28 protein-coding genes and 2 tRNA genes are annotated in these 22,703 nt (G+C 32.9%); 17 read left to right on the top strand and 13 right to left on the bottom strand.

The annotated features are described in order from the left end of the window. Nucleotides 1–8: 8 nt before the first annotated feature. Nucleotides 9–296, bottom strand: a complete 288-nt coding sequence (locus tag ACQY2P_RS09230) for a DNA-binding protein (protein ID WP_016939700.1) — start codon at nt 294–296, stop codon at nt 9–11. A gap of 115 nt (nt 297–411) precedes the next feature. Between ACQY2P_RS09230 and ACQY2P_RS09225 the strand changes: the two genes are divergently transcribed. Next, the gene (locus tag ACQY2P_RS09225) at nt 412–951 is read left to right on the top strand and encodes a HEAT repeat domain-containing protein (RefSeq protein ID WP_428326324.1); all 540 of its coding nucleotides are present in this window, start codon (nt 412–414) and stop codon (nt 949–951) included. Here ACQY2P_RS09225 and ACQY2P_RS09220 read toward each other — a convergent pair. Next, a tRNA-Ala gene (locus ACQY2P_RS09220) sits at nt 952–1,025 on the bottom strand. A gap of 124 nt (nt 1,026–1,149) precedes the next feature. Here ACQY2P_RS09220 and ACQY2P_RS09215 point away from each other — a divergent pair. Both ACQY2P_RS09215 and ACQY2P_RS09210 read left to right on the top strand, forming a co-directional pair. Continuing rightward, nucleotides 1,150–1,995, top strand: coding sequence for a ferredoxin--NADP reductase (locus tag ACQY2P_RS09215; RefSeq protein ID WP_428326323.1), 846 nt, complete (start codon nt 1,150–1,152; stop codon nt 1,993–1,995). Between the two features lie 51 nt (nt 1,996–2,046). Beyond that, on the top strand, nt 2,047–2,652 hold the full coding sequence (locus tag ACQY2P_RS09210; protein WP_428326322.1) for a hypothetical protein: 606 nt from the start codon (nt 2,047–2,049) through the stop codon (nt 2,650–2,652). Here the strand turns inward: ACQY2P_RS09210 and ACQY2P_RS09205 are convergent. After that, entirely contained in the window at nt 2,649–3,029 is a 381-nt protein-coding gene (locus tag ACQY2P_RS09205) for a response regulator (protein ID WP_428326321.1), read from the bottom strand. The genes ACQY2P_RS09210 and ACQY2P_RS09205 overlap by 4 nt on opposite strands. A 52-nt stretch (nt 3,030–3,081) precedes the next feature. Between ACQY2P_RS09205 and ACQY2P_RS09200 the strand changes: the two genes are divergently transcribed. From ACQY2P_RS09200 to ACQY2P_RS09175, 6 genes are read left to right on the top strand one after another with little or no spacing between them, the layout of a single operon-like run. Next, the gene (locus ACQY2P_RS09200) at nt 3,082–4,011 is read left to right on the top strand and encodes a phosphate/phosphite/phosphonate ABC transporter substrate-binding protein (RefSeq protein WP_428326320.1); all 930 of its coding nucleotides are present in this window, start codon (nt 3,082–3,084) and stop codon (nt 4,009–4,011) included. A 1-nt stretch (nt 4,012) separates the two neighbouring features. Beyond that, entirely contained in the window at nt 4,013–5,392 is a 1,380-nt protein-coding gene (locus ACQY2P_RS09195; protein WP_428326319.1) for an ATP-binding protein, read from the top strand. 39 nt (nt 5,393–5,431) lie between these two features. Then, nucleotides 5,432–6,349 (top strand): branched-chain amino acid transaminase, encoded by a 918-nt coding sequence (locus ACQY2P_RS09190; protein ID WP_428326318.1) that lies wholly within the window; start codon nt 5,432–5,434, stop codon nt 6,347–6,349. After that, on the top strand, nt 6,350–7,285 hold the full coding sequence (locus ACQY2P_RS09185) for a Gfo/Idh/MocA family protein (protein ID WP_428326317.1): 936 nt from the start codon (nt 6,350–6,352) through the stop codon (nt 7,283–7,285). Beyond that, a complete protein-coding gene (locus tag ACQY2P_RS09180; protein WP_428326316.1) occupies nt 7,282–7,551 on the top strand; it encodes a Trm112 family protein in 270 nt (89 codons plus the stop codon). The genes ACQY2P_RS09185 and ACQY2P_RS09180 overlap by 4 nt, the downstream gene beginning before the upstream one ends. A gap of 3 nt (nt 7,552–7,554) precedes the next feature. Further along, nucleotides 7,555–8,031, top strand: coding sequence for an acyltransferase (locus ACQY2P_RS09175; protein ID WP_428326315.1), 477 nt, complete (start codon nt 7,555–7,557; stop codon nt 8,029–8,031). On the opposite strand, the gene ACQY2P_RS09170 is transcribed toward ACQY2P_RS09175, so the two are convergent. The 5 genes from ACQY2P_RS09170 to ACQY2P_RS09150 are packed head-to-tail and all read right to left on the bottom strand — an operon-like array spanning nt 8,028 to nt 13,968. Further along, nucleotides 8,028–8,258 (bottom strand): hypothetical protein, encoded by a 231-nt coding sequence (locus ACQY2P_RS09170; protein WP_428326314.1) that lies wholly within the window; start codon nt 8,256–8,258, stop codon nt 8,028–8,030. The two genes, ACQY2P_RS09175 and ACQY2P_RS09170, sit on opposite strands and share 4 nt — an antisense overlap. Further along, nucleotides 8,255–9,247, bottom strand: a complete 993-nt coding sequence (locus ACQY2P_RS09165; RefSeq protein ID WP_428326313.1) for an MraY family glycosyltransferase — start codon at nt 9,245–9,247, stop codon at nt 8,255–8,257. The genes ACQY2P_RS09170 and ACQY2P_RS09165 overlap by 4 nt, the downstream gene beginning before the upstream one ends. After that, nucleotides 9,244–11,373, bottom strand: coding sequence for a DEAD/DEAH box helicase (locus ACQY2P_RS09160; protein ID WP_428326312.1), 2,130 nt, complete (start codon nt 11,371–11,373; stop codon nt 9,244–9,246). The genes ACQY2P_RS09165 and ACQY2P_RS09160 overlap by 4 nt, the downstream gene beginning before the upstream one ends. Then, nucleotides 11,370–13,457: a minichromosome maintenance protein MCM gene (locus ACQY2P_RS09155; protein ID WP_428326311.1), complete on the bottom strand. Its 2,088-nt coding sequence runs from the start codon at nt 13,455–13,457 to the stop codon at nt 11,370–11,372. Before ACQY2P_RS09155 ends, ACQY2P_RS09160 begins: the two co-directional genes overlap by 4 nt. Then, nucleotides 13,450–13,968, bottom strand: coding sequence for a hypothetical protein (locus ACQY2P_RS09150; RefSeq protein ID WP_428326310.1), 519 nt, complete (start codon nt 13,966–13,968; stop codon nt 13,450–13,452). The genes ACQY2P_RS09155 and ACQY2P_RS09150 overlap by 8 nt, the downstream gene beginning before the upstream one ends. A gap of 194 nt (nt 13,969–14,162) precedes the next feature. Here ACQY2P_RS09150 and ACQY2P_RS09145 point away from each other — a divergent pair, with 194 nt between their 5' ends. After that, nucleotides 14,163–15,113 (top strand): replication factor C small subunit, encoded by a 951-nt coding sequence (locus ACQY2P_RS09145; protein WP_428326309.1) that lies wholly within the window; start codon nt 14,163–14,165, stop codon nt 15,111–15,113. A 3-nt stretch (nt 15,114–15,116) separates the two neighbouring features. On the opposite strand, the gene ACQY2P_RS09140 is transcribed toward ACQY2P_RS09145, so the two are convergent. The 3 genes from ACQY2P_RS09140 to ACQY2P_RS09130 all read right to left on the bottom strand — a co-directional run bounded on the left by ACQY2P_RS09140 (nt 15,117) and on the right by ACQY2P_RS09130 (nt 16,422). Continuing rightward, a tRNA-Ser gene (locus ACQY2P_RS09140) sits at nt 15,117–15,200 on the bottom strand. Between the two features lie 80 nt (nt 15,201–15,280). Beyond that, nucleotides 15,281–15,817 (bottom strand): 4Fe-4S dicluster domain-containing protein, encoded by a 537-nt coding sequence (locus ACQY2P_RS09135; protein ID WP_428326308.1) that lies wholly within the window; start codon nt 15,815–15,817, stop codon nt 15,281–15,283. A gap of 113 nt (nt 15,818–15,930) precedes the next feature. After that, nucleotides 15,931–16,422 carry a 4Fe-4S dicluster domain-containing protein gene (locus ACQY2P_RS09130; RefSeq protein WP_428326307.1) on the bottom strand — a complete coding sequence of 164 codons (492 nt, stop codon included), beginning with the start codon at nt 16,420–16,422 and terminating at the stop codon, nt 15,931–15,933. 110 nt (nt 16,423–16,532) lie between these two features. Between ACQY2P_RS09130 and ACQY2P_RS09125 the strand changes: the two genes are divergently transcribed. Continuing rightward, nucleotides 16,533–17,198, top strand: coding sequence for a translation initiation factor IF-6 (locus ACQY2P_RS09125; RefSeq protein WP_428326306.1), 666 nt, complete (start codon nt 16,533–16,535; stop codon nt 17,196–17,198). Here ACQY2P_RS09125 and hisS read toward each other — a convergent pair. Continuing rightward, nucleotides 17,179–18,462 carry a histidine--tRNA ligase gene (hisS, locus tag ACQY2P_RS09120; RefSeq protein WP_428326305.1) on the bottom strand — a complete coding sequence of 428 codons (1,284 nt, stop codon included), beginning with the start codon at nt 18,460–18,462 and terminating at the stop codon, nt 17,179–17,181. The genes ACQY2P_RS09125 and hisS overlap by 20 nt on opposite strands. An 82-nt stretch (nt 18,463–18,544) precedes the next feature. Here hisS and ACQY2P_RS09115 point away from each other — a divergent pair, with 82 nt between their 5' ends. Next, entirely contained in the window at nt 18,545–18,724 is a 180-nt protein-coding gene (locus ACQY2P_RS09115; protein WP_428326304.1) for a DUF1059 domain-containing protein, read from the top strand. Nucleotides 18,725–18,909: 185 nt separating this feature from the next. Here the strand turns inward: ACQY2P_RS09115 and ACQY2P_RS09110 are convergent, their stop codons facing one another. Next, nucleotides 18,910–19,446, bottom strand: coding sequence for a DedA family protein (locus ACQY2P_RS09110; protein ID WP_428326303.1), 537 nt, complete (start codon nt 19,444–19,446; stop codon nt 18,910–18,912). A gap of 100 nt (nt 19,447–19,546) precedes the next feature. Here ACQY2P_RS09110 and ACQY2P_RS09105 point away from each other — a divergent pair, with 100 nt between their 5' ends. From ACQY2P_RS09105 to trxA, 5 genes are all read left to right on the top strand, one after another. After that, the gene (locus ACQY2P_RS09105) at nt 19,547–19,915 is read left to right on the top strand and encodes a VOC family protein (RefSeq protein ID WP_428326302.1); all 369 of its coding nucleotides are present in this window, start codon (nt 19,547–19,549) and stop codon (nt 19,913–19,915) included. 42 nt (nt 19,916–19,957) lie between these two features. Next, nucleotides 19,958–20,374, top strand: coding sequence for an archease (locus tag ACQY2P_RS09100; RefSeq protein WP_428326301.1), 417 nt, complete (start codon nt 19,958–19,960; stop codon nt 20,372–20,374). A gap of 78 nt (nt 20,375–20,452) precedes the next feature. Continuing rightward, the gene (locus ACQY2P_RS09095) at nt 20,453–22,084 is read left to right on the top strand and encodes an Ig domain-containing protein (protein ID WP_428326300.1); all 1,632 of its coding nucleotides are present in this window, start codon (nt 20,453–20,455) and stop codon (nt 22,082–22,084) included. Nucleotides 22,085–22,108: 24 nt separating this feature from the next. Further along, entirely contained in the window at nt 22,109–22,255 is a 147-nt protein-coding gene (locus ACQY2P_RS09090; protein ID WP_187146549.1) for a hypothetical protein, read from the top strand. Between the two features lie 44 nt (nt 22,256–22,299). After that, nucleotides 22,300–22,701 (top strand): thioredoxin, encoded by a 402-nt coding sequence (gene trxA, locus ACQY2P_RS09085; RefSeq protein WP_428326299.1) that lies wholly within the window; start codon nt 22,300–22,302, stop codon nt 22,699–22,701. The last annotated feature ends 2 nt before the right edge of the window (nt 22,702–22,703 follow it).

The raw sequence follows: 22,703 nt of genomic DNA, 5'->3' as shown, positions 1-22,703 counted from the left end.
AAAGTCAGTTATGCCTGATTTCTCTTTACTTCAATTTCTATTGTTGAAACGTTTCTTGTTCTACCGTCTTGTGACTCTAAAGATTCTGAGCCTATTTTGATTTCTCCGATAGAGTATCCTGCATTTTCTGTTTTTCGTGCAATGATTTGAGCTACATCCACAGCACGTCCAATGCTGAGTCCTCTAGCTTTGATGTTGACGGATGGTAAGTTTGCCAATTGAATTAGCGTTGATGTAACATATGCCATCAATGGTTTCTTACCAATGAATATGGTGTCTCTTGCTTCGGTTGACATGGGGATTTTGGTATTTAAGGATAATTTAAAGCTAAAAGTGTTTTTTCCAGTCTGAGTAAATTTTTTTAAAAGATTTGAAGCATTATTAACTAGAAATCAAGATTTTATTTAGAATTTGGAAAATATTGTAAAAGTTTTAGAATTTGGAAGCAGTGAAGAAAAAATCAAAATTTTAGAGACATTAGATAAAACAGACAATCCTGAAATTTTAGAAAAAATTATTTTAAAATTAGATGATGACGATATCAAAGTAAGGGGAGAAGCATTTAGTTCACTTGTATTGAATAAAAATAAAATTTCAAATTTTTTAGTTCAAAATTTGAATTCCACTAGTAAGAATGTTAGAGGTTTTGCAGCACTAGTATTAGCAAACAGAAATGAAACATCCTCAATCCCTAAAATAGCAAAACTTGCAAATGATGAACGTTCTATGGTAAGATCATGTGCAATTGGGGCACTAGGTTATCTGAAAGCTAAAGAAAAAAAAGAAATTTTTCTAGATTCAACAGCAGATTCAAACATCGAAGTAAGAAAAAGTGCATTACATGCAATAATTAATCTAAAATTCCCAATTTCTGAAGAAAGAATTAAAGAAATTTCCAAAGATGCAGACTCTGAATTATTAAAAATGCTTTCTAAATTAAAAAAGAAATAGTGGACCGGAAGGGATTTGAACCCTTGATCCGATGCATGCCATGCACCTATCCTACCAGACTAGACGACCGGCCCATATTCAGAATTCTGAATCAATAATATTTTTCAAATTGGTTATTAACGTTTAGCGGTCAAACAGAAAATCGATGTATGAAATTAACACAATATATTTAACCGTCAATATTATGATTGAATCGTTATGGTAGTAGATAACAAAGCAACTATCACATATGTTCAGTTATTAAAAGAAGATCTTGTAATTATTAGATTAGTTCCAAAAGAAGGCCCAGTTCCAGAGTACAAAGCTGGTCAATTCATCACATTAGGATTACCAAATCCTGTTGAAGGAGGAAAGATTGTTAGAAGAGCATACTCAATTGCATCACATCCAGAAAATAGAGAATACATTGAGCTTGTAATTAGATGGGTAAGAAAGCCACTTCCAGGAAGATTAACTACACAATTGTTTAATGCAAAAGAGGGAGATGAAATTCTCTGGCTCAAACCAACTGGAAGAGCATTATTAATCAACGAGGATCTTCCAAACGGAGAAAAAGATAACAGAAGAATAATCTGCATTGGTGGAGGAACAGGTCTGGCACCTTTTGTTAGTTTTGCACAACATCTACATGATTCAGGAGATAAACGAGAGATTGTTGTATTACATGGTGCCAGTTATGTTGATGAATTAAGTTACAAAGATCTGTTAACTGAGTTAGAAAACGAGAGCATCAAAAGAGGAAAAGATGAATGGAATTTCAAATACAGAGCAGCAATCAGTAGACCTCAGGAATGGTTTAACAGATCATGGGCAGGTCAAATTGGCAGAGTTGAAACATTTCTAAGACCAAGAGATAATGGAATGTCACCATTAGAAGAATTAATTGGAGATAAAATTACCAAAGAAAATACAATATTCTATGTTTGTGGTTGGCAAGGCACAATTGACGGAGTAATGGATTTCTTAAAACCAAAAGGCTTTGTTACAGAACATGATAAACGTGAAGACGGAAGCTTTGAAGTCAAATACGAATCATACGGATAGAATTTTTAAAAAATCAATCATTGAAATATGAGATTTGTTTAGGGAATCTAATTGATTACTGCATTATATCTTGCACATCTAAATCCTGTAACAAAAGCTCATGTAGAAATTATTGAGGAATTAAAAAAAGATGCAGATATTGTAAAAGTAATGCCTGTTGTTTTCAAATATGGGGAAAAAGAAATCAACAGTAAAAGTTTTCCATTTAATTTTGAAACTAGAAAGAAGATGTTAGAATCAGTATTTGGAGATTCTATCCAAATAACTGATGATTATGCATTTTTTGCACCATTCAAAAAATACATGCCACCATTACTCTCACCAAAATCATGGAAGTTAAGAAAACAAATTTTACGTGGAGTTGAAGGGGATTTTTTTTCATATACAGGAGACAAAGCTGAAGGATACATGCTGAAGATTTACAGATTAAAACCAAAGATAGGGGAGAGAAGATCTCTTTCAGCATCATCAGTTAAAGAAAAAATGTATGATGCTGTATCTGGAAAAGACACATCATGGAAAGATGATGTAACTGAAAATATTGCAAATATTATTGAAGATAATTGGGAGACAGTAGAAGAATTTGCAAATATGGAAGATGCAACAAGAAGAGTTGCAGGAATGAAATTTCCTAAAGAAGGTTGGTCAACAGATTAATCTGATTGAATTTTTAAATCTAGATTATCTTCTATGATATGGATTATAGTTGCAACTTCATAGGGTTTGTGAATTACAGCATTTGGTTGTAATTTTTTGAGAATGGTTTCACTTTCGGATGAAGTATCAGCTGTTACCATTACTACTTTAGCGGATGGATCAATTTTTTTAATATTTTCTAACGCATATAGACCATCAAAATCAGGCATCATAATATCTAGAAATATAATATCAGGTCTTTTTGATTTAAAAGAATCTACAGCTTCTTTGCCATTAACAACTTTGGATAATATAGTAATGTTATTTAGTTCAAGTATTTCTGAAAACAATTCTAGATTTGCTTCATCATCTTCTGCAACAATTGCAGTTATTGCCATCAAGTGAAATTAGGAGAGTCTTTTTAAAACATTATTGGTGAGATTGTTCGAAGTGAAAATTCCAATAATTTTAGCAATAATAGGAGTGGGAGTTATTTCAGTTGCAATGGTTTTTTCTTTAGAATCAAATGAAATAACAAATTCTGATGAAATAACAGTTCAAGATGATGCCATTTTACAGAATTTGTCACTTGAATTTGGTGATACAATTACTGTTGGGACAATTCACAGAGATTCAGTAAAAATGACTAAGAGATATCAGCCATTAGCAGATTATGTGGCTGAAAAACTAAGTGATGAGAATACCACATACAAGGGAATTGTAAAAATTATTGGAACCGAAGAGCAAATGGTAAACAGTATAATCAATGAAAAAATGGATATCTTCTTTGATAGTCCTCTAATTGGAATGAAAGTGGCAGAGCAAACGGACATGAATCCATTGTTATTGTCATGGAAGGAAGGTAATAGAGAATATCACTCTGTGTTCATAGTACCGATAGAATCAGAAATTACTTTTGATGATCTAAATGGGAAAACTATTGTTTTTGAAGATGAAGAATCTACATCAGGATATTTGTTGCCATTAACACACCTTCAGAATGCAGGTTATGTGGTGGATACTTCATCAGAAAACATCACACCAGTTTTTAGTTTAGATGATGAAAATACTCCAATATGGATTCTAGAAGGTAAAGGGGATGTTGGTGCCACATCTAATTTAGATTTTGAAGACATCCCAATCAACATTAAAGAAAAAGTCAAAGTGATTGAAAAAACAGGTTCCGTACCTAGACAGATGGTTTTTGTTGGAAATCATATTGAAGATCAAGAAAATTTGAAAACAATTTTATTGGAAATGAATGATAGTCCTGAAACAATAGAAATTCTTGGAAAAATTTCACGAACATCACAATTTTCTGAGATAGACTTGGAAAAAGATCTAGAACAAGTCAAAAAAATACTGGAATCATTGAGATAAAATGAAGTTAACTCAGAGGATTATACTAATAGTAATTTTACCATTAATTATTTCTACATTAGTTTCAGCAGCAATAATTTCAGAAATAACAAGTGAACAGTTTTTTAAATTGACAATATCAAAAGTTCAAGCACTAAGTAAATTGACTGAAAGTGAGATGCGAAATCCAATGGATCAATTAGATGTTGATGCACTAAATGAAATAGTAGATAATTTAGAAGAAGATCAAAGTGTTCTTCAAGTTTTAGTCCTATTTCCTGATGGGCGTTTACTAACTGATGGAACTGACTATGATTTCAATTATGGAACAACTTTTGAAGATGAATTTATTCAAAATGCAATTACAAGTAATGAAGAAGAAATTATGATTGAAAATGATATGATTCGTATATCAAATTCAATAATTCTTAATGAAAGAATTGGGATTTTGATTATAGATTATTCAACAAACAGCATAGAAAACAGCATTCAAGAAACAATTATTGAAATTATTGCGGTAGCAGGAATAATTGTTGGAATATCTATTTTTGTTGCAGTGATTCTTAGTCGTTCAATTAGCAATCCAATTCTAAAAATTAAGGAAAATGTAAACAACATTACACGGGGAAATTTACAAAGAACAAAAATTCAAACAAAAATTCCTGAAATCAATAATCTTTATGATGAGATTCTCAGTATGGGAGACAAAATTGAAAAATATCAAAATGAACTAGTAAAAAGAGAAAGACTCATCACCGTAGGTGAAATGTCTGCAAGAATTACACATGATTTGAGAAATCCACTGACTGCAATAAAAAATGCAATAGTAATTATGAAAATGAAAAATCCTGGAAAAATTAAAGAGAATCAGCAATATTTTGACATGATACAAGATGCAGTAACTCGAATGAACCACCAAATTGATGAAGTGTTAGCATTTGTGAAGGCAAAAGAACCTGAAAGAAATTTTGTAGAGTTTTCTGAGATAATAAACGATGTTTTAAAAACAATTTCAACTCCAAAAAATATCAAAATATCAATTTTAGATAATAATGAAAAAATTTGGTGTGATAAAATTCAATTACAAAATGTTTTGATTAATATAATTTCAAACTCGATTCAAGCAATTGGAAATAATGAGGGCAAGATAACAATTAATTTCAAAGTTGAAGATAAATTTGACAAAATCACAGTAAAAGATAACGGACATGGAATTCCAGAAAACTTACTTGATACAATATTTGAACCACTGTACACTACAAAACAAGATGGTACAGGTCTAGGATTAGTCAGTTGTAAAAATACTATTGAGGCTCATAATGGCAGAATTTACGCTCAAAATTCTGAAGAAGGGGGGGCAATTTTCACAATTTTGCTACCTAAAATCAAAGAAACAAAATGAATTGAAAATAGATTAATACACATCCAGTAAAAATTTTCTATGAAACTTCCACTTTCAAAATATGTTTGGTTTGATGGAAAATATGTTATAATAGAAAAAGCACAAGTTCCAATTACAACACATGCAATACACTATGGAACATCAATTTTTGAAGGCATTAGAGCATATTGGAATGGAAAAAATCTTCATGTGTTTAGACTAGATGAACATGTAAAACGATTTCGAAGATCAGGACAATTTTATAATATTTCATTAAATTTTTCAGACAAAGAAATTTCAGATGCAATAATAGGAATATGTAAAAAAAATAAACTCAAAAAATCATGTTACATTAGACCATTTTATTTTGTTGGAGATTATGGAATAAATCTTCATGTTACTGAAAAAGCTCCAACAAATGTTGCAGTTTTCACATTTCCGTTTGGAGATTTGTTTAACAAAAATGGAATTTCAGCAGAGGTTGTTTCTTGGAGAAAATTCTCAGACATGTCAACCCCACCTCAAGCAAAGATGGGTGGAAATTATCTAAATTCAATCATTGCAACACAAGAAGCAAAAAGAAATGGTGTGGATGAGGCAATTCTACTTGACCAAAATGGAAATGTCAGTGAAGCACCTGGTGAGAACATCTTTATCGTTAGAGAAGGTCAGATTGCAACACCTTCATTAGCATCAGCTGCATTAGAAGGGATTACTCGTGATGCAGTAATCAAGATTGCAAAAGATTTGGATATAGATATGGTTGAAAGAGACATCACAAGAAGTGAACTAGCAATGTCTGATGAGATATTTTTAACAGGAACTGCAGCTGAGATCACACCAATAATTTCACTTGATGGAAAGAAAATAGGTAATGGCAAACCAGGAGACATTACAAAGAAGATGATGGAAGAATATACAGACATAGTAATGGACAAAAATAATGATTATTCCCATTGGTTAACTGCGGTGTATTAGATGAAAATTGTACAAATTGGTACAGGTGGATGGGGCAAGAATCATGCCAGAGTATTATCAGAATTAGGAGTTCTCAGCGCAATTTGTGATACTGATAGAAAACGTAGTCAAGAATTTGGGGAAAAGTATTCTGTGAATCATTATGAATCACTTGAAGATATGATATCATCTGAAGAGTTTGACGGGGCATTTATTGTCACACCAACATCTACTCATGCAAGTATAGCAAAAAAATTACTTGAAGCAAAAAAACATGTCTTTGTTGAAAAACCTCTTACATACAAAACTGAAGAAGGTGAAGAACTTGTAAAACTTGCAGAAAAAAATAAAGTAATTCTAACTTGTGGATATATCGAGAGATTTAATCCTGCAGTAGGAGTTGTAAAAAATTTTGTTAAAGATAAAAAATATGGAGAATTAATCATGCTTGAATTTCATCGTGAAAATAGAATGCCACTCCACATTAAAGATGTAGGGATTATTTATGACACATCAGTTCACGACATTGATACTGCAAACTGGTTATTTGATGAAATGCCAAATGTGGTATTTGCAAGATCAGGACAGATTAAACATGAACATGAAGATTTTGCAACTATCATGTTAGGATACAAAGATAACAAAGTTGCAATCATTACATCAAATTGGATTACACCAAAAAGAATTAGAAAGTTTCATGCAATTTGTAATGATGCAAGAATTTCATCAGACTTTATAACACAAGAAATCAAAATAGAAAAACGAGAAGAATCAGAAAATATAGAAAATGAAAAACAAGAACCTTTGTTAATAGAAATTCAAAGTTTTCTTAATGCAATTGAAGGTAAAAAGGAACATATTGTAACAGCACAACAAGCAGTAAATGTTTCAAAGATTGCCGAAGCTGCACTTTTATCTAGTCAGAAAGGAGTTCCAATATACTTAGATCTAAAATGAACAAAACAATGATTGACATTTTGGCATGTCCAATTGACAAAAATCACCCTTTAGAATTGTTTGAGGTAAAAGAAAAAGACAACATAGTTTCAGAAGGAGTTTTGTTTTGCACTAAATGCTCTAGATTTTATCCCATTATTGAAGAAATTCCAATTATGCTTCCTGATGAACTCCGAGATAAAAAACAAGAAATAGGATTTTTAGAGAATTTCAAAGATAAATTACCTGAAAAAATTATTACAAAGGCAAATCCATGGCATTTGTAGAAAATGGTAACTAATTTTATCTCAGATAAAGCAAAAATTGGGCAAAATGTATCAATTTGGCATTTTACCTATGTTGGAGATGATGTAGAAATTGGAGATAATGTCAAAATCGGTTCCCTTGTCCATATTGATTACGACGTAAAGATTGGAAACAATACAAAGATAGAAGGTTCAGCTTACATTCCACCACTTTCAAGAATTGGAAAAAATGCTTTCATTGGACCTGCTGCAGTTTTAACAAATGATCCATACCCAATGTGCGATAAAATGACAGGGGTTACAATAGAAGATGGTGCAATAATTGGAGCACGAGCAGTAATAAAAGCTGGAGTTACTGTTGGAAAAAATAGTGTTGTTGCAATGGGAGCAGTTGTAACTAGAGATGTTCCTGAAAATGTTGTTGTCATGGGTTCGCCTGCCACAATTAGAAAAACCAGAGAAGAATATGACAAAAAACAAAAAGAATGGTTAGAAAGTTAAGATTTTATCTCTTTTCTGAATATCCAATTCTTCATCTTAGATAGAATTAAAATCCAAATAATAATTAAAATCATTGCAATTACAACTTTGATACCTGATGCAACCATCCAATTAAATTCTCCAAATTGTTGAATTGTGAATGGACCCAAAACAGATACCATAATTCCACCTCCAACTAAAATTAAAATCCACATTGCAAACAAAAATCCGTAAATTCCAGCCTTCAAAGAGAACCCCCCATCATGAAGGCCGTAATGACAGCCAAGATTCCTGAAAATATTGCCAGTTTAAAGATTGCAAACCCTATTTGTTTTTCGGACATAGGTCCTCCTGCAAGAATTAATCTTACCAAAGTAACAGGAGCTGTTTTATCATCTGTTGCTTTTAATTTGTAATCTTCAGTATGTTCCACAGGTCTACCTTTGACTTGTCTATGTTCTACTATTTTTTTCACACTTGAGAGGAACAAAAATGAGTTAATCACTGCAGGAAGTAATGCAACTGCTGCAATAATTTCTACACCTCCAATAATTGCAATAGAACCATACATTGCACCCAAAGTCAAAGCTCCAGAATCACCTGGAAAAATTCTACTTGGAATTTTGTGATATTTGTAAAATGCTAGCGATACAAACCCTAAAGGTAAACTAACAATTGCAATTTCATAGTTTTGTACAATAAACAAACAAATTGACAATGAAAAACTTGCTATCACCATAAATCCACTTGCAACACCATTTAAAACATCAATAGAGTTTATTGTATTTCCAGTAATCGGAATCATTAGAATAATTAATCCAAGATAGAGAACAGGAATTTGTACATCACCAAATAATGGAAATTCCAAATCAGTTTCATATGCACCAAATATAATTATTGGAATTGCAGCAATAGCAAGCGCTACAGGTTTAAACCATCCTCCCATTACTTTTCTATCATCAACATATCCTATTGCAAATGCAGCAGTAGTTGTAATGATTATTGCAATAATTTCATTTAGTTGTAAAAATGCATACAAAACAATCTCTGAAACAATTATTCCCAAAATTATTGAGGGTCCACCAGGTCTTACAACCATAACATCTTCTTTTTTATTCACATCTTTTACAGCCATATTTCGTTTTTCTAGAAATTTGATTAGCGGAGGAGTTGTTACAAAAACAACAAAAAATGCAATAATACATGAAACAAATGCTGGAATCACTAAATCAATCAATATCTAACCCTTCGTAACTCTGTCTTTATGTTATCCGCAATGGTTGAACCAATTTTATCTATTTCTGCTAATTTATTCACAGGAATCTTTGTCAGATCATCAAGATTTTTGACTCCGTGTTTGAATAGAATTCTTGCTCTAACTCTACCAATTCCTTTAACCATAACTAGATCAAGTAATTCTTCTCTAATTCCATAAGATATTCTCATACGTAAATCACCTAATTCTTCAAGCAAATCTGCCCGTTCAACATGTTTTGCAATTTCTCTGAGGCAATAACAAAGCCAATTTCCAGTCTCAGTCATCCTGTGCATATCACCAGATTCAATTCCAAGGCTATCTGAGAGACTAAGTTCTGTAGATTCGGTAATCCAAGATTGAAGGGCCAAAAGGCTTCTTGAGCAATCATATTCAGAAATTGGTTCTAAGAGTTCCGAGGAATTATTTTCAATCATGAGACTTGCTGTTTCATAGTCTTTTTGTCTAAGAGAGAATTTTGGAAAAAATTCTTCACAGTTTGAAATCAAATGTAAGAATCCAAATGTGTGTGTTCTTTCTTCAGACACATTTTCAAGTGCATCTCTAAAATAAGTAGCTGTAAGTGGATCAATGTAAAGCATTGATGTTTTTTTACCAAATTCAGTTGCAGCATATCTTTCACCTTTCTTGACGATTAAATATTGACTAGAAAGAAAACGTAAGGAAATATCAATTGCAAACTTTACAGTGGGTTTTCGGGATTGTATACCTCCAAGTGTTTGTAAAAAGAATTCTAGAATTTCTTCTTTTTTGACTCCAGGGTGAGTAACAATAACACTGAGTATATGAGTTCTCAAAGATTTATCGTCAGTAATTTTAGATTCAATAGGTTCAGGTTCACCATTAATGTAATAATCAATTAGATCATCTGTATTTCCATTTCCAACAATAATTGATTCTCCATAATCATCGTATTGAGGTCTTCCTGCTCTTCCACAAAGTTGTTTGTACTCTAGAATACTAATCGGTCTATTTGCACCAACTTTTGCATTGTATCTATTTATGTTAGAAATTACAACTCTTCTAGCAGGCAAGTTAACACCTGCAGCTAAAGTCGGAGTGGATGACAATAGTTTGATTGTTCCGTTTCTAAATTCTTTCTCTATGATTTCTCTACAGTTTTGATTTAATCCTGCATGATGAAACGCAACTCCTTTTTTTACCAAAAGAGCCAATGTCTTTACTAATTCTGTATGTTCATTGTCTGATAGAATTTTCTTTGAGGTTTTCTCTAATTGTATCATCTCTTTTTTCTCCAAAATTTGAGATATTGCATCAGATGCCTTTGTTGCAAGAGATTTTGAACGAGTTCTAGTTTCGGCAAAAACTAACGATTGACCACCATCCTTGACAGATTGTACGCCTAAATCAATAGGAGTTCCACGTATACTACGCTCAACTTCAAATGTTGTGCCATCAGCCATAGTTACTTCTCCAGCATCACACACTCCTTCTGAAAGGGGAACTGGTCTCCAAGAATTTTTCACTAGTGTACATTCAAGCCAGTCTGCAAGTATATCAGAATTTGTTATAGTTGCACTAAGACCAACAATTTGCGGTTTTGTTTCTAAGAGTTTTAGTTGAGTTAAGATCATTTCCAATGTAGGACCCCTGCTTTCATCACCAATTAGATGAACCTCATCAGCAATCACTAAACCAATTTCATCAATCCATTCAGCACCATGTCTTATTATAGAATCCATTTTTTCGTTAGTTAATACTAGAATGTTATTTTTTTCTAGATTCTTTTCAATATTTTCAAAATCACCAGTAGAAATTCCAACTTTAGTTTTATTTCCCAATCCGACTTTTTCTAATTTTTTAAATTCAGAAAATTTTTCAGCAGCTAATGCTCGCAAAGGACTAAGATAGATTATTTTACCTTTATTTTTTGAAATGTAACTCATCATTGCAAGCATTGCAATCAGAGTTTTTCCACTTGCAGTAGGAGCAGACACCAATATGCTTTTACCATCAAGTAATCCAGATTTGATACTATCAGCTTGTGGCGGATATAATTTGTCAAAACCTTGTGATTTTAAAAATTCAATTGCAGATTCTGGAAGTTTTAGTTTTTCTATTTTCATACTCGGTTATAATGACCGGGTTTTGATTCATAAATAGATGCTTCTCTAAGCATTCTTCTAATGTAATTTCTTGCTTCTTCTTCTGTGAATTTTTCACTCTTTTCAAGTTCTCTAACAAATGCCTTTTCTTCAACAGGAATCTTGTTGTCTCCTTCTAGTCCTTTGAGAATATCCATGAATAATTGCATCTTTGAGACTTCACTTCGAGGTTTTCCTTGTAATACACCAAGATCAACCTTTCCAGTATTAACATCAACACCAGCATCTTGAAGCATGCTTTGAATCAAGAAGATTGCACGCTCAGCATCTTCCTCTTCGACTTTGTCTTTCATCAGTAATCTTGCTCTAGCAGTAGAGAGTCGAATAATACCCTCAAGTTGTCTAGGAGTAACTGTGATCATCTCCTCAGATTCAACATTTCTCATTTGAAGATAGTAATCAAGAATTTTTTGTTCTGCTTCTTTTGTTAAATCCGGAGATCCCCGTTTAGCATATGAAAGATATTTTGTAAGTAAATCAACATCGACTACAGATTTTTTGTCAGTTCCTTGAGGAGTGTGCAATTCTATAATGTGTCTTGCAATCTGTTCATCTCTTTCTTTAGTGGGAATGTCTCTAACTACAAAGATCAAGTCAAATCTTGTTAAGAGAGGGATTGGTAAATTGACATTTTCGGTAATGTTTTTGAATGGATCATATTTTCCATACATTGGGTTTGCTGCAGCTAAAATTGATGTTCTTGCATTAAGAGTTGCAACAATACCACCTTTTGCAATACTTGCGGATTGTTGTTCCATAACTTCGTGTAATGCACTTCGGTCTTCAGGTTTCATCTTATCGAATTCGTCTATACTTACAAGACCTTGATCACCAAGTACAACTGCACCAGCTTCTAGCATCATAATTCCAGTCTTGTCTCTTACAACTGCAGCCGTAAGTCCTGCAGCAGTTGAACCTCTACCAGAAGTATACAAACCACGTGGTGCAATTCTAGAACAAAACTTTAGCATTTCACTTTTTGCAGTACCAGGATCACCAACAAGGAACACATTGATGTCTCCTCTAATTTTACTACCATCACCTAATGATCTTTGATTTGAACCTACAATTAATAACAAAATTGCTTCTTTGATTAATGACTGTCCTTGAATATGAGGAGCAAATGAATCAATTAGTCTCTGGTAAACATCAGGACTTGCAGATAGAGCCTTGATCATTTTTTCTTCTTCAGGAGAAATTTCTTCTCTTTCAATTTTTCTTGAGGTTTTTGAACCGCGTCCACCCAAAAATTCAATATTATTTCCCTCAATTCTTAATCGATACAATCCACTATGTCCACGGGTAACACCAGTAACAGATTCTTGCTCCACACGTACTACTCCAGTAAGGACGATTCTGTCCCCAGGCCTAGCATTATCTACTAAATCCTGCCTAATTGTGACATCAATATAGTGAGGAAGTTGTCCGGGTGGTAAATCTTCAGGAAGTTCTTGTAATCTTAGAATTTGAAAATCAATGAATTTACTTGCCTCAGGTTTTAGATCAAATTCACGATGTTTACAATTAGGATTATCACAGACAACTGGAACTTTAACATCCATTCCTTTAATCTGAATTACTTTAGTTTGATGTTCATCAGGACAAACAAAGATCAATTCTTTTGCAAGAGGTTTTACTTCAGAAGCTCTTACTACCATTCCAGAAACACTAGTAATAGAACCAATAGTTTCAGCATTGATTTGTCTGAGACTTCGCTCAGAAGGATAATTAATTAATCTAACACGAACTTCATCTTTTATTTTTTCAGCATATTCAGAAAATCTTGTTTGTAATGCTTCTTTGATTGCTCTTGAAAATGCATCAAATATTCTATCAGGATTTTCTGAAAAAATTGATATGATTTCAGGTTCAATTATCAAATCATTGTAATCAACAATAATGAATTTAGAATTCTTAGGCATCATCTCATCGATTGCCTGTACATACTTGTATTCACCATTACCGTCTTTGAATCTAGTTAAGAATTCTTTTACTTTATCAGATAATGCAGAATCAGTAAAGGTACTAGTTTGAGCACTACTCATCTTTTTCACCTTTTATTTGATTTTCAAATTCTATACTATTTTCATAGATAGTTTTGTAAAAGATGACTTCTTCAACAGTTAGTTTGTTGTACAAGTCTGAATTTAGTTTGATAGAATCAGCTAATTTTACTAATTTTCCTCTTCGCATTCTAAATAATTCCAACATCATACTTTCGACTTTATCAAAATCATCTCGATTCAATTCCTTCATGGATTCTTTTAGCTTGATGTAAAAATGCGGATCAAGTGTAGAGATTTGATATTCACCAACCATTTTTTCTTTTGATAATGCTTGTTTAAGTTCAGTAATCATATCAGGAGAGTCTAGAGTTCCCAAGTTATTGTCTGCTAAAATTTTGCCCACCCATTGAGGCATATTATTCACTTCACCTTGTTTTCCTTCAGCCTTTAGGTCTGCAACATTGAATTTGTAGTCTTGGTTAACTGTAACTTTAGCATCCTTTAGGCGGTATCCAATCGAGTGTACTTTTTCTATTTTGTCTATTTCCATGTGAGATCACTTTTTGTCTTTTAGATCCTCAAGTACCGGATCGATCAATTCTGTTAACAATTTAGTGAGATCAATTGATCCTAATTAATTTCAGGCTGATCGCTCATTATTTTATGCTCAAAGGGATTTTAATTTGCTGTATGTTACAATAACCAATTCGGATTTATTAGTGGGAATTGCATCCATGTACTCATATGGCTACAACAGGGATGTGGGTAGAAAAGTATCGACCAATGAAACTTTCTGAAGTAGTCAATCAAACAGAGATAATCGGTAGTCTAGAAGCTTTAATCAAAGATCCTACAGATATGCCCCATCTATTATTTTCAGGATCAGCTGGTGTTGGAAAGACAACTACTGCATTATGTATTTCAAGACAAATTTTAGGAGATTATGCTAAAGACTACACCCTAGAATTGAATGCATCTGATGAAAGGGGAATTGGAATGGTTAGAGAAAAAGTAAAAAAGTTTTCAAGATATGCAGGTATGGCCGATGTGCCATTCAAAATTATCATTTTAGATGAAGCAGATGAAATGACTTCTGATGCCCAGACAGCACTTAGAAGAATCATAGAAGATACTGCAAAAATTTGTCGATTTATCTTAATTGCAAATAATATTTCAAAAATTATTGATCCTATTCAAAGTAGATGTGCTACATTCAAGTTCACAGCAGTTCCAGAAGATGATGTCATAAAAAGACTAGAAGAAATTTCTAAAAAAGAGAAAGTAAAGGTAGACAAAAAGGGGCTAAAAGCAATTTATGATTACTCAGAAGGAGACTTGAGACATGCAATTAATCTCATGCAAGCTACTGCAAGTTTAGGTGCAATTTCTGAAGACAATGTAAAGGCATCGGCAGGATTAACAAAAACTACAGATGTTGATGAAGTTCTAAAAATTGCATTATCTGGAAAGATTGTAGAGGCAAGAGAAAAGATGATTGAATTAATCAAAGTTTATGGAATGTCAGAATCAGACTTTTTGAAATATTTGAATTCTGCAGTATTCAAATCAAAACATGATAGATTATCAGATATTTTAGAGATAATTGCAAAATACGATTACAGGATTTTGGTTGGTTCAAATTCAGAAATTCAACTATCTGCAATGTTAGCAGAACTTGCAAAAGTAGAAAATTAAAAACGCAGAGAGAGGGATTTGAACCCCCGTATGCTTGCGCACACAGGCTCTCAAGGCCCGCGCCCTACCGAGCTAGGCGACCTCTGCAAAAAATTATGGATTATAGACATTAAAATTTGTTGAGTATGTATTGAATTTATAAAAATAAGAAAAAAGAAAAAATTTCTTTAATCGTGTGCGTGTGGATTGTTAGAGCTTGATTCCATTTTTACATAAGAGCCATCAGCTTTTTCGTGATACTCTAAGTAAGATGGTTCAATCAAGATTGCGTGTGTTGGACATGCTTCTTGGCAAGCCATACATTGTGTACAATCATGTTCTCTGATTGGTTGTGATTTATCTGTATAATCTAGACGTTCATCTTGTTCAGTCAAACCAGTTCCATCAAAAGTTGCATCCAAGCATTCTGCTGCTGGGATATCTTTTTCAGTTCTGTACCACTGGAAGGTTTGAACAGGACAGACACTCATACAAGAACCTGCGGCAACACAAGAATCCCAGTCAACTGCTACAGTCGTACCGTGAATTCCAAGAGGAACTTGTTCTTCGCCTCTTGCTTCATATGCTGCTTTGACATCATCATTTGAAAATGCCTCACCATCAGTTCTGCCTTTACCCCAGATGAAGTGTTTATTTTCACCATCACTGTGGCTTGTCTTTCCAACGACTTCTAGATTTTCAACAAATTTCTCATCTATTGGCATGAAGTATTTTATTTTAAAATATTATTTAAAGCTAGATAAAATTAGTCGTGACTAAACTAGAATAGATCGGTAAAAATCAACAAAAATAAAAATTCTAAAAATAATTTTAGAGTCTATAGAGTTTTTGCAGCATTATCATGTTTTTCAACATTTGATTGATCTACTTTAATTGCTTGTGGGGGACATACAGAAACACAAGCCATACACCAAATACAATCATGTTCTCTAATTGGATCTGCCTTGTCAGTCATATCTTTTCGTTCATCTTTGACAGAACTACCAGTTCCTTCAAAAGTTTGACCAACAACATCTTTTGCTGGAATATCTTTTTCAGTTCTATACCACTGGAAAACTTGAACAGGACATGCTTCAATACATGCACCATCTGCAACACAAGAATCCCAGTCAACTGCTACAGTCGTTCCACTTACACCAAGAGGAACTTGTTCTTCGCCTCTTGCTTCATATGCTGCTTTTACATCAGCATCTGAAAATGCTTCAGCGTCTGATCTTCCAGGACCCCACATAATGTGAAAGTGTCCTTCTCCATCTGAAATTTTTCCTAGCGGTTTAAGTCCCTCAGGGAAATTTTCTGCTATTGGCATGATGTGGTTTTCTTTCAGTTATTATTTAAAGCTAGACTAGTTTAATTCCGTAATTCTAGTCATGAATTGTTCCCTTACGTTCATAACGCTGTACGATCAATTTTGTGGATATGGATATTATCAAATTTGATGTGTATCGTGGCCCAAACATTGGAGTTTACATTAGTGTTAATGATAAAACAATTTTACTTCCAATGGGATTTGCAAAAACCAAAGCAGAAAAACTGGCAAAATATCTTGGAGTAGATTATCTTTTTACATCAATTGCAAATACTAGATTAATTGGTGCATTATGCATAATGAACAACAAAGGAATTTTGTTACCTAAAACTGCATACCAAAATGAATATGATTTTATCAAAAAGGAATTAGATTTGGAAGTAGGGGTGTTAGATTCAAAACTAACAGCATTAGGAAATGTAATTTGTGCTAATGATAAAGGAGCCGTTGTATCGCCATGGTTGTCAAAAGAAGATTGTCAAACTATATCAGATGTATTAGGTGTTGAAACGATTCAGAAAAAAATTGCAGGATTCAATCAGACTGGAGTTGTAATAGTGGCAAACAATTCAGGTGCAGCAATCCATCCAGAAGCAGATGAGGAAGATATGAAGACATTTTCCAATTTATTAGGCGTAAAAATAGAGCAAAGTTCCATCAATAATGGAATTCCATATGTCTCATCAGGAATTCTAGCCAACAATAATTGCATTGTAGTAGGCTCATTGACTACAGGCCCAGAGATTATGATGTTAACTAGGGCTTTTCTAAATTAAGAACAAAGTTAGGGTCCTCAGTTAGTTTTTCTAGAGAAATAGTTCCTTCTTTCCCATCGATCATATCATGCAACACAACATTTCCATTTTCAAGTTCTTGAGGTCCAACTATTATAGAATATCTGGCATTTCCAGCGTTATCCATTTGTTTTTTTAGATTACGTCCTGCAAGATCAATATCAGACGGAATATTGTTTAATCTCAGTAATGATGTGATAGAGTGAGCAACTTTTTGCATCTCTTCATTAATGTAAACAACTGCAACTCTATTTTGTAAAATATCAGGAATTATTTTCTGCTCTTGCATCGTAAGAATAATTCGTTCTACTCCACCAGCAACACCAGTAGCACCAATATCATCTCTTCCAAATGCTTTTGTTAATGTATCATATCTTCCTCCACCAGCTAATGCACCAAGTTTTGAGTTTTTGTCAAAGACTTCAAAGACCACACCAGAATAATAATCCAATCCACGAACTATACCAAAATTAATTCGAACATTTGAAACTCCTCTATTCTCTAATGAATCAAAGAGTTGTTTTAGTTCATCCCATGATTCTAGTTGGGCAGTATCAAAAATTTTTTCAACTTCAGAAATAGTTCCCTTTACTTGAGAGAACTCTAGAATTTTTTCAAGTTTAACAGTATCATATCCTTTTTTTGTAAATTCAGTTAGAATTTCATTTTTTGATTTTTTAGAAATCTTGTCGATTGCTCTTAGAATATCTGCTACTTTATCAGAATCAGTAGTTTCAAAAATTTTATTGATATATGACTCGACAAGATTTCGATGGTTAATGTCAATCACAATATCTTTGAGTAATAATGAATCAAACAAACGAGACGTTAATTCAATAATTTCAGCCTCAGATTCTAAAGTTTTCTTGCCATAGACTTCAACATCCCATTGATGAAAATATCGATATCTTCCTTTTTGAGGTTCATCGTATCTAAAGACTCCACCAAATGCAGAAATTTTTGCTGGGAGTTTCATTGATTTTTGAGCAGTAGCATATCTTGTTAGACCCATTGTAAAGTCAAAACGTAAAGCAACCTCACGATCTCCTTTGTCTTTAAAATAATAGATTTCATCTCTTATTGCAGGACCAGATTTGGTTTCTAGTGTTGATAATGATTCTAAAACAGAGGGTTCCATAAATGAAAAACCATACAAATTAGATAATTTTTTGAAATGGTTTCTTACATGTTCAATGTTTGAGTTTTCAATAGCCTCAAAATCTTTCATGCCTCGTGGAAGTTCCATGATGATTATTTCATAAGTTGTTGTGATTTAGATATTTCTTTATTGTAAGATCAGATAAATATCTCTAAAAATTATCAAAATCATGACAAAAAGCATTAGTTGTTCAGATGCAGGTAAGGATTGTGGATGGTCAGCATCAGCAGATACTGAAGAAGAATTGATGACAAAAGTTACTGAGCATGTATTAGCAGAGCATAAAGAGATTGAGCTTAATGCAGAAAGCATTTCTAGTATCAAATCACTAATCAAAGAAAATAGTTAACATAACTATGCAGAACTAGGCAGTTTTCAGATTTTTTAAAAAAATGAACAATTGATTAGTAATTTCTTTTATGTAATTATTCCATTAAAATTCATGTTTACACAAGAAGATAGTGAATTTATTGAAAAATTGGCCAAATGGGCAGAACTAATCGGAGTGAATTTAGACAGGGATTTAGAGCAAGTCTAAATTTGACTAGTTGCTAGTCCCATTGCCTCTCCAAAATAATATCCAGATAAAATAGTTCCAGTAGACCAAATACAGGAACCGGCAAATGTATACAAAACAAATTTTGGGATTTTCATTTTCAGTAAACCTGCAGGAACTGAAATCATTTCACGCATAACAGGAACCATTCTTCCAAGAAAAACCGCCTTATCACCATATTTTTCAAACCAATCTTCAACTCGTTTCAATTTTTTTTCAGATATTCTAAAATGTTTTAGATAACGTAGTAAAACTGCTCTTCCAAGTTTTAGAGCTATAAAGTAAATTGAAGATGTCCCCACAGTAGCACCAGCAGCACCAAGAATTATCATAGGAATTACTCCAATTAAGGGAATACCTTGTTGTGATGCCAAAAATCCAGCTGTTGGAAAAATTGCCAATGTAGGAATTGGTGGAACTATAGTTTCAACTAAAGCTGCCAAAAAGATGCCCTCATAGAGATGATTACCCAAGAATTCAGTAATAAAAACAAGAAATGAGTCAAATGGTTCCATTTGATTTTGAAAATAAAATCGTACTAAATTACTTTACGAGTAAAAAATAGAATTAGAAATTATTTTATGACTAGATATTGTAAAAAAATTAGAGAAAATCATGCCACGAGTTTCACATTTTGATATACCATCAGATAATCCAGAACGAGCCCAAGAATTCTATAAAGAAGTTTTTGATTGGAAATTTGAAAAATGGGATGGCCCAATGGATTACTGGATGATCACTACTGGTTCTGAAAAAGAATCAGGAATTAATGGTGGATTGTCAAAGAGAATTCCAGGTCAAATTGGAATAACAAACACAATTACAGTTCCATCAATTGATGATTTTTCAAAAAAAATTATTGATAAAGGTGGACAAATAATTGTTCCAAAAGTGGCAATTCCAAAAGTAGGATGGTTTGCACAATGTACAGATACTGAAATGAATGCATTTGGAATCATTGAAATGGATGCTAAAGCAGAATAACACCAACTAGATTAATAATTAGAAAGAAATCAAAACATACAATTGAGTTACAAATTCTTAGATCATGCAACAGATGCAATAATTGAAGTTACAGCTAAAGATCTAAAAGAGGCATTTTTAGTTACAGCAGATGCAGTAATTAATTTAACACTTGATCAAGATAAGGTTGAAAAAAAAGAACAAAAAGAATTTTCTGCTAAAGGAAAAGATTTACGATATTTGTTATTCAGTTGGTTAGAAGAAATTCCTTTTTTGTTAATCACTGAAGGATTTGCAATTAAAAGAATAGAACTAGACATTGTTAAAAATGAAGATTATAAAATAAATGCTACAGCATATGGTGAACCGCTTGATTTTAAAAAACACAATTTCAAAGTGGAGATAAAGGCTCCAACATTTTATGACATGGAAATTAAGCAAAATGGAGGAGTGTTTATGAGATTTTTGCTTGATTTGTAATTTTTGTAAAGATTTCTTTGCAAATTTCTAGAAGAAATTATACGTGTTTTTTAAAAGGCTCAAAAACAAAGGAATTTTGTGAACACAAAATTAGGAATGTTTGTAGTATTTTCATTATCTTTGCTCATGATAACACCAGCTTATGCTAGTGTTACCTCATTTTCATTGGAAAAGAGCTTCTACATAACCGATGAGAATTTCAGATTTATTGGAATTCAGGATGGAAAAGATACAATTTTTGTAATAGTTAGAGATTCAGCAGGTAACTTCAAAGGTATGCTATCTGATCCAACTCCAGATCAGGGAGAGTTTTCAGTAATTCCAAGACCAGTTTCTAATTTCTTTAATATTCAAGGAATCTATAATGCAACAGCATTTACAGATACTGAAAAAGAAGAAGAAGGCCTTACAATCAAAATAGAATTTGACGGAACACGAATTTTTGAAATGCCAGAATATGTTTTATCATTAAAACCTGTTTTAGATAAAACAGTAGATGAATTAAAGACAGTTTCATTTACAGTTGGGATAACAGATAGTTCTGTTGAAGGCGTTGTCTACAGTTTAGAAGGAAATGTACCTAGCGGAGCTACCTTAGATGCAGATACTGGAAAATTTGTATGGACTCCATCTGGTTCTCATGGAAATAATCCAGGAGCAGAATATACTTTTGATATTGTTGCAACAAAAGGCAGTCAAACAGATAAAGAATCAATTACAATTACAGTCAACGAACCTGTTGCAGTAAATCCTGAACCAGAACCAGAAGAGAAAACAGAAACAACCCCTGAACCAAAAGAATTAGAGATTCCAGCATCATTTGTTGATGAAACAAAAGATCCTCAAAGTTATGTGGATAGATACAATGAGGAAGCAGGTTACAAAAAGTGGTTTGATGATAATTATTCTGAATATTCTTCAATTTATCAGGCTGTAGGACTAGAAGAACCTCTAGAGATTCCAGCATCATTTGTTGATGAAACAAAAGATCCTCAAAGTTATGTGGATAGATACAATGAGGAAGCAGGTTACAAAAAGTGGTTTGATGATAATTATTCTGAATATTCTTCAATTTATCAGGCTGTAGGACTAGAAGAACCAAAGATATTGGCACCATTTGTTGATCCAAATCTAGATCCACAATACTATGTAGACAGATACAATAATGAAATCACATACAAAGACTGGTTTGATAAAACATATCCTGAAATGACAATTTATGAAGCAGTGGGATTAGATGAACCAGAAATTGTTGAACTAGAATTTGGAGAATGTGGTGAAGGAACAAAATTAGTTGATGGAGAATGTACAGTTGTTCTATCAGAAAGTGAAGGTGGCGGTTGCTTAATTGCAACTGCAGCATATGGTTCTGAAATGGCTCCGCAAGTTCAATTTCTAAGAGAAATTCGGGATAATCAATTAATGAATACTGGTTCAGGAATATCATTCATGACAGGATTTAACCAATTTTACTATTCATTTTCACCATACATTGCAGACATGCAAAGAGAAAATCCAATGTTCAAAGAAATGGTAAAGATTGGAATCACACCATTGCTATCATCATTATCCATTATGGAATATGCAGAATCAGAATCACAAGTTCTTGGATATGGGATTGGGGTGATATTGATAAACATTGGAATGTATATTGCAGCTCCCGCAATGTTATTTTTTGGAATAAAAAAAGTAAGACGAGTTAGGTTTTAATCATAATACTTTTTGATACTCAATATGGGAAAACTGAGTAGAAATCTTCGAATTTGTGGAGATTGTGGAATTGCATATACTTCAGTTAGTTTTACAAAATACATCGATCAGTGTCCCATTTGTAAATCAAGGAGATATGAAGCAATTCCGGTAAAATCTGCCGATGAATAATTTTTCAATATAGATTTTTTAGTAGAATAGATTTTGGTATCATATTGTCTGACGATCCAGAAATCGAAAAAATCAAACAGAGGAAATTAGAAGAAATGCTAAAACAGCAAAGCCAGCCTAAAGTCGAGCCTGGAATTATTGATTTGAATGATTCTAATTTTGAGCAAACTGTTTTGGCTGAGAATCCAACTTTGGTTGATTTTTGGGCAGAGTGGTGTGGGCCATGTAAGATGATGCATCCAGTGTTTGAGAGTTTATCAAAAAAATATCCTAATGTAAAATTTGCAAGAGTCAATGTTGACAATAATCAAAATATTGCAATGAAGTTTGCAGTACAATCAATTCCTACATTTATCATGTTCAAATCAGGGCAAATTGTAGATAAAATGATGGGCGCAGTAGGAGCTCCTGGAATCAATATGATTTGTCAGAAACATTCACAATAAAA

Origin of the sequence: Candidatus Nitrosopumilus sp. (assembly GCF_965262695.1) — an archaeon.
GTDB lineage: Archaea > Thermoproteota > Nitrososphaeria > Nitrososphaerales > Nitrosopumilaceae > Nitrosopumilus.
This window is presented reverse-complemented; position numbering and strand designations above follow the sequence as displayed.

Excerpts from the sequence above, each read along its gene's own strand:
- ACQY2P_RS09230 (WP_016939700.1), bottom strand. The coding sequence starts at position 296 with ATGTCAACCGAAGCAAGAGACACCATATTCATTGGTAAGAAACCATTG.
- ACQY2P_RS09215 (WP_428326323.1), top strand. The coding sequence starts at position 1,150 with ATGGTAGTAGATAACAAAGCAACTATCACATATGTTCAGTTATTAAAA.
- ACQY2P_RS09205 (WP_428326321.1), bottom strand. The coding sequence starts at position 3,029 with ATGGCAATAACTGCAATTGTTGCAGAAGATGATGAAGCAAATCTAGAA.
- ACQY2P_RS09195 (WP_428326319.1), top strand. The coding sequence starts at position 4,013 with ATGAAGTTAACTCAGAGGATTATACTAATAGTAATTTTACCATTAATT.
- ACQY2P_RS09190 (WP_428326318.1), top strand. The coding sequence starts at position 5,432 with ATGAAACTTCCACTTTCAAAATATGTTTGGTTTGATGGAAAATATGTT.
- ACQY2P_RS09185 (WP_428326317.1), top strand. The coding sequence starts at position 6,350 with ATGAAAATTGTACAAATTGGTACAGGTGGATGGGGCAAGAATCATGCC.
- ACQY2P_RS09180 (WP_428326316.1), top strand. The coding sequence starts at position 7,282 with ATGAACAAAACAATGATTGACATTTTGGCATGTCCAATTGACAAAAAT.
- ACQY2P_RS09175 (WP_428326315.1), top strand. The coding sequence starts at position 7,555 with ATGGTAACTAATTTTATCTCAGATAAAGCAAAAATTGGGCAAAATGTA.
- ACQY2P_RS09160 (WP_428326312.1), bottom strand. The coding sequence starts at position 11,373 with ATGAAAATAGAAAAACTAAAACTTCCAGAATCTGCAATTGAATTTTTA.
- ACQY2P_RS09155 (WP_428326311.1), bottom strand. The coding sequence starts at position 13,457 with ATGAGTAGTGCTCAAACTAGTACCTTTACTGATTCTGCATTATCTGAT.
- ACQY2P_RS09150 (WP_428326310.1), bottom strand. The coding sequence starts at position 13,968 with ATGGAAATAGACAAAATAGAAAAAGTACACTCGATTGGATACCGCCTA.
- ACQY2P_RS09145 (WP_428326309.1), top strand. The coding sequence starts at position 14,163 with ATGGCTACAACAGGGATGTGGGTAGAAAAGTATCGACCAATGAAACTT.
- ACQY2P_RS09135 (WP_428326308.1), bottom strand. The coding sequence starts at position 15,817 with ATGCCAATAGATGAGAAATTTGTTGAAAATCTAGAAGTCGTTGGAAAG.
- ACQY2P_RS09130 (WP_428326307.1), bottom strand. The coding sequence starts at position 16,422 with ATGCCAATAGCAGAAAATTTCCCTGAGGGACTTAAACCGCTAGGAAAA.
- ACQY2P_RS09125 (WP_428326306.1), top strand. The coding sequence starts at position 16,533 with ATGGATATTATCAAATTTGATGTGTATCGTGGCCCAAACATTGGAGTT.
- hisS (WP_428326305.1), bottom strand. The coding sequence starts at position 18,462 with ATGGAACTTCCACGAGGCATGAAAGATTTTGAGGCTATTGAAAACTCA.
- ACQY2P_RS09115 (WP_428326304.1), top strand. The coding sequence starts at position 18,545 with ATGACAAAAAGCATTAGTTGTTCAGATGCAGGTAAGGATTGTGGATGG.
- ACQY2P_RS09110 (WP_428326303.1), bottom strand. The coding sequence starts at position 19,446 with ATGGAACCATTTGACTCATTTCTTGTTTTTATTACTGAATTCTTGGGT.
- ACQY2P_RS09105 (WP_428326302.1), top strand. The coding sequence starts at position 19,547 with ATGCCACGAGTTTCACATTTTGATATACCATCAGATAATCCAGAACGA.
- ACQY2P_RS09090 (WP_187146549.1), top strand. The coding sequence starts at position 22,109 with ATGGGAAAACTGAGTAGAAATCTTCGAATTTGTGGAGATTGTGGAATT.